The 14933-nt window shown below is 44.4% G+C and carries 9 protein-coding genes and 1 pseudogene; 8 read left to right on the top strand and 2 right to left on the bottom strand.

Translation table 11 applies throughout. The annotated features are described in order from the left end of the window. Positions 1-548 precede the first annotated feature (548 nt). The 5 genes from ACJJIM_RS06765 to ACJJIM_RS06745 all read left to right on the top strand — a co-directional run bounded on the left by ACJJIM_RS06765 (position 549) and on the right by ACJJIM_RS06745 (position 7262). Positions 549-2780: a pre-peptidase C-terminal domain-containing protein gene (locus ACJJIM_RS06765; RefSeq protein WP_444912767.1), complete on the top strand. Its 2232-nt coding sequence runs from the start codon at positions 549-551 to the stop codon at positions 2778-2780. A gap of 146 nt (positions 2781-2926) precedes the next feature. Beyond that, on the top strand, positions 2927-3523 hold the full coding sequence (locus ACJJIM_RS06760; RefSeq protein WP_444912766.1) for a DUF4291 domain-containing protein: 597 nt from the start codon (positions 2927-2929) through the stop codon (positions 3521-3523). Positions 3524-4197: 674 nt separating this feature from the next. Further along, the gene (gene csrA, locus ACJJIM_RS06755; protein WP_108732829.1) at positions 4198-4386 is read left to right on the top strand and encodes a carbon storage regulator CsrA; all 189 of its coding nucleotides are present in this window, start codon (positions 4198-4200) and stop codon (positions 4384-4386) included. A 264-nt stretch (positions 4387-4650) separates the two neighbouring features. After that, positions 4651-6759 carry a TonB-dependent receptor plug domain-containing protein gene (locus tag ACJJIM_RS06750; RefSeq protein ID WP_444912765.1) on the top strand — a complete coding sequence of 703 codons (2109 nt, stop codon included), beginning with the start codon at positions 4651-4653 and terminating at the stop codon, positions 6757-6759. Beyond that, positions 6759-7262, top strand: a complete 504-nt coding sequence (locus ACJJIM_RS06745; protein WP_444912764.1) for a TlpA family protein disulfide reductase — start codon at positions 6759-6761, stop codon at positions 7260-7262. The genes ACJJIM_RS06750 and ACJJIM_RS06745 overlap by 1 nt, the downstream gene beginning before the upstream one ends. Positions 7263-8163: 901 nt before the next feature. Here ACJJIM_RS06745 and ACJJIM_RS06740 read toward each other — a convergent pair. Beyond that, complete coding sequence (locus tag ACJJIM_RS06740) at positions 8164-9111, bottom strand: alpha/beta hydrolase family protein (protein ID WP_444912763.1); 948 nt, start codon at positions 9109-9111, stop codon at positions 8164-8166. Positions 9112-9204: 93 nt separating this feature from the next. Next, entirely contained in the window at positions 9205-9954 is a 750-nt protein-coding gene (locus ACJJIM_RS06735) for an SDR family NAD(P)-dependent oxidoreductase (RefSeq protein WP_444912762.1), read from the bottom strand. 120 nt (positions 9955-10074) lie between these two features. Between ACJJIM_RS06735 and ACJJIM_RS06730 the strand changes: the two genes are divergently transcribed. The 3 genes and pseudogenes from ACJJIM_RS06730 to ACJJIM_RS06720 form a co-directional block, all read left to right on the top strand. Then, a complete protein-coding gene (locus ACJJIM_RS06730; protein ID WP_413665337.1) occupies positions 10075-10656 on the top strand; it encodes a TetR/AcrR family transcriptional regulator in 582 nt (193 codons plus the stop codon). 1458 nt (positions 10657-12114) lie between these two features. Continuing rightward, positions 12115-13653, top strand: coding sequence for a lytic polysaccharide monooxygenase (locus ACJJIM_RS06725; RefSeq protein ID WP_444912761.1), 1539 nt, complete (start codon positions 12115-12117; stop codon positions 13651-13653). A gap of 593 nt (positions 13654-14246) precedes the next feature. Then, a pseudogene (locus tag ACJJIM_RS06720) lies at positions 14247-14545 on the top strand (DDE-type integrase/transposase/recombinase); the annotation flags it as partial. Positions 14546-14933: the final 388 nt, after the last annotated feature.

Here is a 14933-nt window from a genome sequence, read left to right as displayed (position 1 = left end):
AGGCCCGCTCCTTCCTATCTAGCTTGCAAGAGAGGCTAACAGGGCACTCTACTGCCTTCCAGGCTATTTGTTGTTCAATTTGAGGGGTTTGTACGACTGGTTGACGTGGCCCCATATCCCCAAACTGGATACGACCCCACTCATTCATATGAAATTGTCTCGAAGATATTCGTAGTTTAGAGCAAGTGGATTTGAATCTGGCACTAATTACCCAGCTAACAAAGCACCTGGGTGATCTCTAATATTCAGAATACAAGTATTGCTAATAACACCAAGATATACACTCGAAAATTGATAGTCATCCTCTACATTTTATCTCGTTCGTAAGCCCGTCCTTCGAGAAATGCCACGAATCAAATCTCGCATTCTGAATCAACTTAAAACCACCTATCGACCTCAAATCCAAACATCGGTATTCTCCCGCGCGGCGGCATATTCATCTTGATTTAACTTGTTGCCAGAGTTAATCAGACATGCCTCCTACTCGACTATTTATGGATAAAAGTTTGGCAAAACATTAAAAACATTTTCAAAGCAGGAACATGAAAATGAAACTATTTACCAGTACAGCACTGGGAATTTCAGCGACCTTGACTCTAACCTTGCAGTCGGCAGTGGCATACAGCCAGACAGCTAATAAAGCGATACGGAGTTATACCAGCAATGAGTTTGCTCAACTGGAGGAGCAACCCAAATCGAGCCAAGTCATTATTGATGGCAAACTATACCAGCTGACCGGAGATATGCTGGAGCCAGTTCAAGAGGATTCCGGTCAAGTTAGCATTATGTCCGCTGTTGAAATATCAGCGAATAAGTGGCCTGATGGAATCATATATTACGACTTTTACGATAGTGTCACTGAAGAAAATCAACAGCGTTTTATCGACGCCACCAAAGTCTGGGAAGAAATTGCAGACTTACAATTTTTAAGACGCACTGATCAATCTGACTACGTTCACGTAAGAAACGGAACTGAAAACCGTTCCATGGTTGGAAAGACTGGCGGCGGGCAATTATTCAGCATGAACAACTGGGATACCAAGTACATTATTGTCCATGAATTGGGCCATGTTATTGGTATGAGGCATGAACATCAGCGATCTGATCGTGATGAATATGTCGAAATCATTGAGGATAATATTAAACCCGAGTATGTCCACAATTTTGATATACGGCAAACCCACAACTACAGTAACTATGACTTCCTGTCTGTAATGCACTATCCATCACGTGCATTTTCGGTTAATGGGCAAGAGACTATTATCCCTAAATCGGGTTATGAGCACTTCAGCCGTATAATGGCCCAACGTATCGACTTGGGCGGCGGTGACCAGGTTACAGCAGCATCCCACTATGGCGCGGTCAATATTAATATTCCTGACCCTGCATTCAAGTCATATTTGACTTCCTATTTCGACACAAACAACGATGGTGAAATTGACAGCCTGGAAGCAGCAAACATTGAAGAAATTCGCACTCCAGGCAACGGGGAAATCCAGTCACTGCAAGGTATTCACGTATTCCGATACTTAAAGCAATTAACCGCTGTTAATGAAAACCTCACAGAGTTACCCGAATTACCTAAACGTCTAGAAACGTTAAATATTGCCGGCAACTACTTGGACACTGCGCAATTCGAGTGGGTAATGGACCGACATTTCTTAACCGCTATTGATGTTACGGACAACCTCCTCGATGTCTACTCCTGCGAGGCACTTGAGTTAATTGATTCTTATCTTAATGAAGGGAGCATTAGCTTCAGCCCCGCTAAAGGCGGTAATTCATTAGCTTGTGATGAGGAGGCAGAGCTAACTCTTATTCCATCAAAAACGCGAGAGAACTTAAGTAGCAAAGGCGAAAAAGTATTCCATATCGACGTGCCCGAAAATGCTCAAACCCTGACAATTATTACTGACAATTCAGGCGATGAACTGGGCGGTGAAATGAATATGTACGTGGCCTATAATCGCCAACCGACCACAACCGATTTTGACTTCAGTTCTGAAAATGGCGGTAATATTGAAAGTATTGAGGTCACTTCGCCAGAAACCGGCCGCTGGTACATATTACTGTCTCCTATCGAACGCTCCTTCGAGGGTGTAAATTTAACGGCAACGGTAACTCTGGCTGATCAGTCCGACAATATTCTGGTTAATCAGGAACCTGTCAGCGGTCTTAATGCCAGTGCAGGAGAGTCGTTGTTCTACACCATCACAGTACCGGAAAATGCCAGCGACCTTTCATTTGAGATAACCGGTGGTAGTGGCGATGCGGATCTCTATATTCGTTTTGCTAGCAGACCAACTGAATCGGTCTATGATTATCGGCCCTATTTAGGTGGCAATGAGGAGTCCGTTGCTATAGCAAACCCAACTCCCGGAATCTGGCATGTCATGCTCCACGGCTATACAGACTTCGATCAAGTATCCCTGACCGGCTCTTTTACTGAATCATCTACTGATGAATTTTTAATCCCCGGCGAGGTTATCTCTGACCTGAATGGCCATGCTGGAGATCAATTAGAGTTTAAGATTGAAGTTCCTGAAGGAGCGAGCCAGCTTTCTGTAGCTACGGGGGCTGCTCTATTCAACTCCGTTGGTGATGCAGATCTCTACATCAAGCACGGTGAACCCGCCACTGAGTCAAATGCCGACTACGCTTCTGAAAACTGGGGCAACTATGAATCCATAGATTTGAACGCTCCTCAATCGGGCACTTGGTATATTACCATCTATGGTTATACCGACTTTGAAAATGTTTGGATTAGTGCTGATTATTGAAGCATGAATAATTAACTAATAATTTGGTAGTAGAGCTTCGTTAAATCAACGGACTCTACTACTCTTTTTGAGGAGTAAATTTGCATAGAATTTTACTAATAACTTAACCACTTGTAACATTACAGTATGTATTTAGAGGTTAAGAAATGACTATCCCAACGCGCCAGATCCGCGCTAGCTTTAATAATCACACCATTCGCGTCTACCAAGCATACAACACAGCCATTGCAAATTCCGCCCTACAAAACGGAACCTTTGTATCCCCACCATTCAAAATGGAACGTATGACCTGGATTAAACCCTCTTTCCTATGGATGATGTACCGTTCGGGTTGGGGAGAAAAAGACAGCGGACAAAACCGCATTCTGGCGATAGATATCACTAGAGAAGGATTTGAATGGGCCTTACAGAATAGCCTACTTAGCCACCAAACCGATCAATACCCAACGAAAGAAGCATGGTTGCAAGCTAAGAGAACTACACCTGTCCGTATTCAGTGGGACCCTGAACGGAATTTAGATCTGGAACCCCTTCCTCACAGAGCTATTCAGATTGGGCTGTCGAATAAAGCTGTGATGCTTTACGTTAACGAATGGATTCAGAAAATTACTGATGTAACTGATAGCGCCTACAGAATTCACCAACTAGTCAAAGCTAGAGAATTAGAGCAAGCGGAAAACCTTCTTCCCTCAGAGGCTGAGTATCCCTTAAGTGTTTCATTAAAAGAAAAATTGGAAATGTAAATCTGCACGGCCAATACCAACATTAAGCCCCTGTGACACATCTAAAAATCACAAAGCCCGAAGAAAATTTTGGTCAGCAAATGGGGCTCAATTGAACTGATGGTATTACTTTTAAAAACCAATATAGAGAATGACTAGCAGTGTTATCCTTCTCCCCAGAAATACAACAACCCGCTGTAGACTTTTCAAACAAACACAAAAAATATAGGCACTAAAATGATCTTATTGGATTTTATTAAGTTTTTTTAGTGTCAAAGCTGCGTAAAATTGATGAATATTTATCGGAATTAGAGTCTTACTAAGCAGTTTTTAAGGATTGTTGATTCAAGCAAATCCAAGACTCTTTCTTAGAGGAGAACAGTAGCGTGACGTAAAAGTAAGTAAAAGGCGCTGACCCAAGGTGCGCCAACACCAGGGGCCAGCTAACCAAATTGATAAATCACCTATCAAGATGGCTGTATGCATAGTACGCTAGAAACCCGCTCGTCTTCAATAAAGTCGAGAAGATCCAGTAGTTTGGAGCGATTTCCCAAGCCCTGGGAGCGTAGTGCCCGCCTTTTCTTCTTTTATGCTTACCGTTCTCGCGCTCCCCCCTGCCTTTCCTGCAATCACGACTTTCTAAGCCTTCCGGTTTCGGAGCCAAAAAAATAGCTTGAAATTCAGTAGGAAAAAATATGTTGATCTTGAAGCGTCGGACTGGTGAAAACCTAAGAATTGGAACAGACATCTCACTCAAAGTACTGGAGGTTAAGGGCAACCAAGTGAAGATCGGGATCCATGCCCCCAAATCCCTAGCAGTTCACCGCGAAGAAATTTATAGACGTATTCAAAGGGAGCAGAAACTCAGTAACAGAAAACGCTGAGAATCAACTTCCCTTTAAATGAGGGCCCACAATGGGCCTCAACCTCAATCTATCGGCCAAGGTTTTCCAACTCTTTCACAAAGAGCAACTCACTAAGCCAACCCAAAAGAAATCCATAGGCTCCTTGAGTGTCCCCCGCTAAATTAGCGCCCTTACATCCTCGCCCGCTAAATCCAAAGCCACTAAAACTACCACCTTTGCTCACTTGCCACGCAAATGCGAATCATTATCATGTTCGGCAGTTTACTTGCTGGAAGTCCTCTCATGTTTCGCAAAACCCTGCTAGCTACCGCACTCGCAGCCGCAGTACCCGCCTCCCTCGCCAATGAAACTCCTTCAGATCAGCCCACGGTAATGGAGGAAACCGTAGTAGTCGGTGTGCGCCAGCGCCTCTATGAGCGCGGAGCCTTGCTGGATGCAATCCAGAAAACTGAGGTTGTTGATGAAAGTCTGATCAAATCCCTGCAGGCGGTTAACCTCACTGACGCCATTGAAAAGTCCCCCGGTGTTCGGGTTTCCAATGAGTGCTCCATGTGCGGGGTGAAACGAATAATGCTGAACGGTATGCGCGGTGAGCACTCTACCATCCTCACCGACGGCGTTCCTCTTCACACCATGATGGCTGGCTATTACGCAGTGGATGCATTGGCCACAACAGGTGTCTCTCGTATCGAAGTGGCCCGAGGTGCGGGAGCATCGCTGCTCGCACCCGAAGCGATCGGAGGAACCATCAATGTCATCTCCAAGGAAGTCGAGGAAACCGGCCTCAACATCAATGCCTCTATGGAGGACAACGACAGCTATTTTCTAGGCATGATGGGCGGCTATGTAAGCGATGATGAACGCACCCGCACATCACTGGTCATTCAGGACGATAAACACCACCAGATGGACAATGATGACAACGGTGTTAGCGAAGCTCCGCTGCAAGAGAACACCAGTTATGTAGTTCGCCTCTCCCATGACCTGGGTGAGCGGGACAACGTGGTACTGCGCACAGCCTATACCGACTCCAGTATTTTTGGCGGCCCCCAGGGATACAGCATTGGTTCCGTCCTACAAGGCTACGATGGTGTGGAATCTGACCACTTGTTTGTCAACGACGATGTGCGGCAGCAATACATTGGCAAACCCTGGGAAACCACCGAATGGATCGCCACCACTCGCAGTGAAATTTCCTCAAGCTGGCTCCACGAATTCAGCGAATCCTATAACACGCTGTTTACTGTCGCCTGGTCTGAGCACAAGCAGGACTCCTTCTACGAAGGCTTCGATTACACCGCTACAGACACACTCAACTACTTCGACCTGCGCAACAATTTGATCCTTAACGATCAGCACATGCTCACATTTGGTGTCGATCTTCGCGATGAATCCATGCGCTCCGACTCTGTCGCAGGAGAGGAAAGCGATAATTACATCGAAGATAGTTTCGACTACCAGACCACCGGCCTCTACATACAGGACACCTGGACCGTTTCACCGGACCTCGAAGTGGCACTGGCCATACGCGTAGACAATGCCAAAGCCGACTTTGTCGCCGAGCAAAAACCCGGTACAGAGATCGATGAAACGGTGGTCGCCCCTCGGATAGACCTCCGCTATCTGCACGACGACCAGTGGACCTCCCGGGTAGCGCTGGGACGAGGATACCGAGCCCCCCTATCCTTTTTCGAAACAGATCACGGCATTCTTGATGCCGGTGATGGCTTTGCCATCGAGATCGAAAACCTTGAAAAATCTCTATCCGCAACTTATGCATTGAGCTTCGAGGGAGAACGCCTCAACAGCACCCTGTCACTGGCATTTACCGAGGTAGATAACCTCGCAGCACTAAGCGAAACCGAGGATGGAGTACCACTGCTTACCCAGATGCAGGAAAGCGCCTCCGTAGGTGCTGCCGATATCACTCTCGGCTATGCGCTCACCGAAAATTTGTCTATCGGTGGCACACTGGAGACCTATGATTACGACGATGTTTTCCGGGAATCTTTTGCCATTGCTCCAGTAGAGCAGCGTGCACTATTCAATCTGGATTACAAAGCCGACTACTGGATGCTATACGCCAGCGCTACCTGGGTGGGCTCCCGGGACTTGGATGAATTTGGCTACGAAGGTTTCAATCAGTTGGGCGACTCCACTTTAAAAAGCACGAGCGCAGACGCCTATTGGACAGTAGATCTTAAATTAACCTTTGACGTCACTGAAAACCTGAGCCTGTATCTGGGCGGAAACAACCTGACAGATTACACCCAGGTTGAGGAAGGTGAGAGCCCTCTATTCTGGGATGCCAGTGGTGCCTACGACGTAGCCTATATCTACGGCCCCCTGCGTGGACGAGAATATTACCTGGGCTTCGACTGGAACCTGTGATGCGAACCTGGCTCGCACTAATCACACTTCTGTTCGCGCCTGCTGGCGCGACAGAAGCTGCCATTTCCCTTTACGATTTTGAACTGCGCAGCCTCACCGGCCCCGAGCGTATCAACTTGCAGCAATTCAAAGGGAAACCCAGCTTGATAGTACTGGTTGAACCGGAATGCCCCTGGTGCTTTCGCCAGGTTCGAACACTCAACCGGCTTACTAGAGAGTGCTCCCAACAGTTTCAACCCATCGCTCTGGGTATCAATGGCTCCCGAAAAGCCCTACTGGCCGAATATCGAAAGCTACGCCCCAAATTCCCCATGCTTCAAGCAAGCACACAGCTTCAACAAGTACTGGGCGAAACTCCCGGCACTCCATTTAGCTTCCTTATAGCCTCCAGCGGAGAGCCTCTTAGCTGGCTAAGGGGGTATATTCCGGATAAGAAACTACAACCGATTTTGGAGAGGAGCTTTGACTTCAAATGTGAAAGTACTCTCGGGACAGCTTCATAAATTAGAGAATTGAATACTGCAATTTTTGCTGAGATAGGAACCCTGCTAGATCTTAAGTACTTATAGATTAAAGATATCGCCAGCCAAGACTGTGAATATCAGCTAACTTAGCTAATTACCCCAATTTAGAACTGTGGCCAGAAGATCTAGGGATTATTTTAGGCTCACTAAGTCAGCGAAAGTTTACAAGTTGATATCATTATCAAGCCCGCGCCTACTCCCTTTTGGCGGTCCCCACCTAACACAAGTACCATCTTTTTCTAAAGTTCCCTTCAGTACACCACATCTAATTTGAGGCGTTGTTATTTGCTGTCTGCAATAGGCTAATGATTTATCTGGATGAGAATCTTCACAGTACTCAGCAAGTAACTCACTCGCTTTCTCCGGCCTACTTAGATAAGCAACACTAACCAGCAATAACACAACCAGTATCGCAACTCTCATGAATTAAGTCCCGGGTAATATATAGAGCTACAATAAATAGCATTGTTCACAACACAACCTTCTTCTTAAAATTCCAAGCTGTATTAGCAACGTAGGGCATCCAACAAAGCCACAACGATACATGTCAGAAATATTGACACAGAATAGAATAAGGAATCAAATTCCGTAAAATTATATAAATTATACACAGTCAATATTCCTGCCATTTATAGTCCTGGCTTTCCAAATAATACGCCTTACAATCGCTATATCTTTTCCTGGGTGTGAATCAGATATTCTATCGATATAGAGACTCGATATAGTTATTCACTACAATGCAATTAAAGTCTGGATAAGTATACTCATCACACTACCAGATCATTCACTAAAGGTTGACGTGATTAAAGGCAAAGTGGTGCTTCACTTTCTGCCCAGAAAAATTGATTAATTGAATGAAACGAATTAACAGGTTTCCAGACTATAAAGCCATAAAGTTGTTGGCTGACTTTTCTTCAACAAAACCAATAGATGGATCTTGGCTTTTTAGCGTGCTTAGTAACGCCTCCCAATCGTAGTTTTTCTCATAGAACTGCTTACTTAAGTACGCAGAAATTGCGGCCTGCACAATTGATACATGGGCAGGGTTATTTTCTTCTTCATTTATAACGCCATACCCATTAATTCCACCCAGTAAATGCTTTGCCCCCACAAGGGTCAGCAAGCACCCTGCACCAGTTCCCAAAGTAAAAGCATCAGTAAACCAGTCTGGCCCACGGGTACTCAGTGGGGAATTATCCTGATCCGCTGCAACAACTAAGCATGGAGCAGTCATTTCCGTAAAACTTGGATTCATAAATGGGAAGAACTTGGCCGCAAAAGGGGATAGGTTCTCTCCGCCCGTTCCAGTTGCACAAAGTAAAACACCCGCTCTCACCCGCTTATCTGATAAATCAGGACCAGGAATATTGTCTTCATTTAGTACCCGAGCCCCCAGTAACATACCTACAGTTTGTGCTCCATAGGAATGCCCAATAGCAACTACCTTTTCTTTATCTAGACGGCCGCGCAACATGGAAACAGCTTTCTCGATACTGTCCAGCTCATCCAGAACTCTCTTCATGTCAGATACTCGATACTGCCAGATTTCAGGCACTCTAGGGTCATCATCTGGCACCTCAGAATCCAGGAAAACTGGTTGCAGAACTACAAAACCCAAAGAGGCGAGAAATTCAGTTATTGGAGCGTATCCATAAGGTGGTGATTTGTATCCATGGGCGAAGATAACGATTGGTAAGTTTTCACCATTCACCGGTGCGATTACACGAACCTTTAGCTCTTGCCCCCTGACCGAGTCAGACAGTAATACAGCATGATGTATAACAAAAGGGCCTTGCTTTTTTACTGATGTGTGATCTGATATTGTCATAAATGGTTTTCCTTCAACTTTAATTTTCCACTTGATCGATGGGGTTAATAGAACTCAGTAAAGTGGCCACTGGTATTTGCAATCAGTACCGAATTACCATGGCATCGAACCATTGAAGCTAGTAAAAGTACCAGAATCTCCTTCTCGACCCAGAAGTGCGACACGCACAATTTCCCTCGCACCCTCTGCTACAGTTTGCTCACCCTCGTAATTATTTAAGCCAGTGCAAGTAAACCCAGGGCATACGGCATTTACCTTTATGTTTGATTTTTCAAGATCAATTGAGAAAGCCATAGTCACAGCATTTAGTGCAGTTTTTGACATGGAGTAGGCACCAAACATTTTTCGTGCCGGATTCTTAGGATTTGAATGGCTCATCAACGAGCCAGCACCGCTAGAAACATTAACCACTTTGGCAGAAGGAGAGAGTTTTAGAAGAGGTAGCATTGCCTGTGTAACCGCTACAACCCCGAAAACATTAGTTTCAAATATCTCACGTAATTCAGCCAAAGTTACAGCGCTAACCTGAGTCTTTTTGCCGATTTCCGCCAGAGTTACTCCAGCCTCCCCTGCATGGCTAATCGCCGCGTTATTAATCAATATATCGAGACGGCCAAAGTCTTTTCTAATAGTGTTGGCTGCAGCTCGGATACTGCTCTCATCAGTAACATCTAGCTGAATAGGCCAAACGCTTTCGCCTATGGAATCAGCGGCTTTTTGCCCCAGCTTCAAATCACGAGCCCCAACTAAGACAGAAACGCCTCTAGCACTCAGGTCCCTCGCAACTTGTAATCCTATTCCCCTATTAGCACCAGTTATCAATGCAATTGGTCTACCGTGCATCGTCAGTCTCCACATAGATACGGCTCATGGGCCATTGGCTCCAGCACATGGCTATGGCAAAATCGGAACAACGTTCCGATTAAATATACGGAACAATGTTCCGTTTAGCAAGAGGTAGATATGCCAAAACCTGATGACACTAATTCGAGCCAACGTAAGCGAGCGGACGGCAAGCGCAACCATGGCGCCCTGCTCCAGGCAGCCAAGGAAGTATTCGCCACCTCCGGCGTAGATGCCCCAGTGCGGGAGATTGCAGGTAAGGCCGGTGTCGGTGTAGGCACTCTTTATCGGCACTACCCGAAGCGGGCAGACCTGATCGCGGCAGTTTTCCGCAGGGAGATCGATAGCTGCTCTGAGGAAGTGATAGAACAAGCTAAACACCTCCCCCCCTTTGAAGCCCTGGCCAGCTGTATGCAAATATTTGCGACCTTTTTTGCCACTAAGCGAGGACTATCCGAAGTATTGCACTCAGGCGATCCAGCCTTTGAAACCCTTCCAAGCTATTTTGACCAGCACTTAAGGCCTGCCCTCGCTATGGTATTAGGTGCAGCAATAGAATCGGGAGATGTTCGTTCAGATATAACTGCAGATGAACTACTTGGAGGAATTGCGAGATTGGGGATGTCCTCATCTGAAGACTCATCTGGGCAAGTAGGACGTATGGTTGCACTTTTAGCCGATGGACTGCGATTTAAAGAGTGAAAAACTCTTTTATCAAAACGGCTTTAAAGGTTAATGGCAGTCAGAAAATGACTGAAGCAACCAAACCAAAATGGTGAGAGCATTTATTCGATGATGCAGATGAATAGTTTTTATTTAGGTGCTATTTAGATCTGGCAATTAAAGAAAGATACAAAAATATGCCTACAGTGAATATTTCACTTTCTGCCGCTCTCTCCATAGGGCTTGAAACCGCTAGGATTGTTAAATGAGATTGATTCTAATTCTAATAGTAGCAGTTGGCCTGGATAGTCTAGTCCATACATTCAGTCCTGAATTGGGAGGGAGTCTACCTTTACTTTTATTCTTAATACTTGGAGGACTTCCGTATGTGGTACTTCCGCCAAAATCCAGATATTTTAGGAGAGAGATAAGATCTTGGGCAAGAAGCAAAAATATAGAAATTGTAGAACCCAAAAACTACTATCTCCTAAAAGGAAAACTGTTCTGGAAGACATCGGATGTCCAAGACATTTTTATTCTAAAATAACATAATGCTGAATATTGGATTGCCTGTGGCTCATGGTTTCTCGGGGTATTCAATAACAACTTAAAGGTATACAAGCTAATTGATAATCGCTTAAAGCTGATAAGCTCCACCTGAGACCTAATATCTATAAAAATAAGTACAAGAATATATAAATCAGCTCCAGCGCCTGAATCTATTGATGCCTACAGCATTAACTTATTGACCGATTTATCTGATACAACAAGCAAATAGATTGAAAAAATAATTACAGTTCAATTTTTGCCCGCTATATTTGAAGGCCGAAGCTTCTCAATTATTGGTTTGTCATTGTCACTCCCCCTATTCTCGTCTAACCCCTATCAGCTCCCCCCAAATAAATTAACATTCACTTAAAGAATAGATAGAGACTAGACCATCGAAAGTGCAATAAATTTACTTTGCAATAGTCTATGCTGCTATGAGACAAACCTCCTCAAACAATGCGATTTTTCAGCCCCCAGAAAACCTTCCTGCTCCAATACAATTTAGGCAAGCTAATGAGGCTGGTATGTATTTTACGTTTCACTTAGCCCATGAAGCACTGAATTCAGACAAATAAATGTCAAGCTTTTATACCGCCCTTCACACTTTACTTTCTTTGACAATCATCACATTGTCACAAAATATCAAAAATGACCTCGTTTTTTGGCCCACGGCTCAGCCAATTGTTGATCAATAGAAACGTAAATTTTATTAAAACATGTTAATTCATGCCTGGCATGGAACCCCCGTACGCATGGAGGGTCTGTCTTATTAGAATTTTTTAAGGGGTGAATATTTATTAACTGCATTTTTTGATCTTGGTGACACAGAAAGAATGGCCGACATTCTCAAACACCAACTTATTTCACAGTATTCACCAGGAAATTAAACTTAATATTTAAATCGTTCTAAATAAATCGACGAGAATAATGTAAACCAGGAGTAACCTTATGCTTTTAAGAAAAAAAAGCGCGCTTGCGACAATGTTGCTGATACCTTTCAGCTTACAAGTACAAGCTCACGGCTGGTCTGAATTTCCAAAAGCCAGGCAAAAAATTTGCTATGATCAAGGCAATATCTGGTCTGGAACACCATCCAATCCAGGCTGCGCGCTGGCAAAAACCATTTCCGGATCTTATCCTTTTCAACAACACAACGAATTCTCCATTAACATCCCTGACTATAATAATTCTGCCGCTGTAAAAAGTGCCATTCCCGATGGAACTCTTTGCTATGCAAATGATCAGCAGAAAAAAGGGATGGGAGCAGCAACTGATGCCTGGACCCGTGTAGAAGTTAATGCTGGGACATTCGAATACGTATTTCAGGCAACAGCGCCACACAACCCATCTTTTTGGGAGTTTTACCTTACGAAAGCGGATGCAGACCTGTCACAACCACTGGCATGGGATGACCTTGAGCTTATCCAGGAGGAAGGGGACGTACCTGTCGTCAATGGTCAATATCGCATGAATGTCACCATTCCAGAAGACAGGGTGGGTAATGCAATTTTATTTGTACGTTGGCAGCGAGTAGACCCAGTTGGTGAAGGCTTCTACAACTGTAGTGATATCACTATTGTAAATACTGATGTTGAACCGCCTAGCGAACCTGATCCCGGCACCACACAGCCGCACCTGATTCAAGGCAACACCTTTATTCCAGAAGACATTAGTATAGATTCGGTTAATGTGGGGGACACCGTCAATTATACGGTATTCAATAAAAATGGTGAGGAACACTCATCATTTTCGCTGGCAATTACCGAAGATAATAATAATGACTGGGACAGGCTTTTAGCTTCTCAAGTCACTGGCTGGTACCAATCAAACCACAATGGAAATGTTTTTATTGGTCGCTGGCATGAAGAAATGAATCACTACATGTACTTCCAGGGTGATTTACATGGCAACTACTTCAACTCCAAAGACTCACGAGCCTCCGGTCAATTCACTATTACAAGCAATGGAAGTGAATTAATAGCTGCTATCACACCCAAGGTTTTAAAACCGCTTGATATAGCTAGAGTAGAACACGGGGATTTAGTGGTACTTTCATCGGGAGAAAGCGCCGGAAATATCAATAATACGGAATGGTCACAGGTAAGTGGAAGCCCTGTTGAAACCGCAACCGGGCCCAGTGGTGCACTGGTTATCGACACGTCAAGCTTAACAAATGAACAGCATGAATTAAGTTTCAAGTTAACCGTAAGCGGTGACTCTGCTGTTGATGACGAGATCTACTCATTTACTGTTGAACCATCAACTACCACAGATCCCACAGATCCCAAAGATCCCACAGATCCCACAGATCCCACAGATCCCACAGATCCCACAGATCCCACAGATCCCAGTATTCAAGCTTGGGATAGCAACGAAATCTACACCGCAGGTGATATCGTTAGCCACAATGGTGAAACATGGACTGCCGGATGGTGGACAAGGGGCGAGGAGCCGGGTACAACCGGCCAATGGGGTGTTTGGCGTTAAGTTAAAGGTCACCAACCAAAACAAGTAGCTAGTAGAAAATTATCTGCTAGCGCTTATCTGAAAGGCCTCAATAATCCTGAGGCCTTTCATTATAAAAACTCACCCCAAAAGAGTTACCTTTCAACTGGATCAATATTTGAAGATTGTGGACTGGAGTAGTCGACATTTAGATCCCAGAAAGCGCGGCGCCTTTACTGAGAATACTCCCCTATTCTCCAGCCGCTGGAAATTCCATCAAAATACTGATCAATCTCAATCGAAATTTTGAAAGCCACTATAAAGATAATGTGAGCATTGAAGAGGCTGTACGACATGCTTGCAGCGAGCGCGATAAGCGCTGGGTACACAGCATATGGACTGTCGGCACAACCTTTCTTCAGCGCCCTGCTAACTCCACTCCGTCACCACCATCATTACTTCCAGCTTTCACCTAAAACCACAATTTCTAATCCAAATCTGAATTCTTGATACTTTCATTACACCTTAGAAAACTAACAGACTGGGAGAGCACCTGCTTCACCGCCAGCGCCTCTAGCACCACTCTTCAATCTGTTGGCATGCTGGTTTTCTGATGCACCGAATCAGGAAAGGATTGGTTATATCTAGCGGTAGTGATCGACTTATATAGTTGGCTAGTTATTGATTGGGTAACGTCGAAAACGGGTGGCTAACTTATGACGCTTTTCAAATGACTATATGGAGATGTAAGAAGCCTACGAATGTTCTCCTACATACTGACAGGAGAAGTCAGTATTGCTCTAGGAATTATCAATCTTTAATTACAGCGTATGATCTGCGGTACAGTATGAGCGCCAAGGGTAATTACTACAATAACGCCTTTGTAGGTACCTTTTTCCACTCACTTAAAGCAGAGCTAATCCATGGTATCCGCTGTTGATGGCTAGGATCAAAAATTGCCACTTTCAAATAGTAATACCTGCTATCTCTTGCACTTCTAGCTGCCTATCAAACCCTCTACAGCTCAACTAAATAAAGGTCGAAAGCACTCCTCATCGAAGACAGAATTACATGTATATTTTACAGCAACCCCTTTTAGAGCCAAATAAACCTTACTTTCTGCCAAATCACGATTCTACTTATTTCTAGGTAAGATGGAAAATGGTAATGACTACCCATTCCTATTGTTTCTTACATACAAATCAGAACTCTCGGTAGAATATTTTAAGTATGTCTGTTTATTTTCTAGAAAAATCTAAATCTTCTTATTCAGGCAATATTCACATAGAAAATTTAGAATCACTTTTCTAGCGAAAACATTA

The sequence above is a fragment of the Microbulbifer maximicatervae (SeqCode) genome, assembly GCF_052467615.1.
This window is presented reverse-complemented; position numbering and strand designations above follow the sequence as displayed.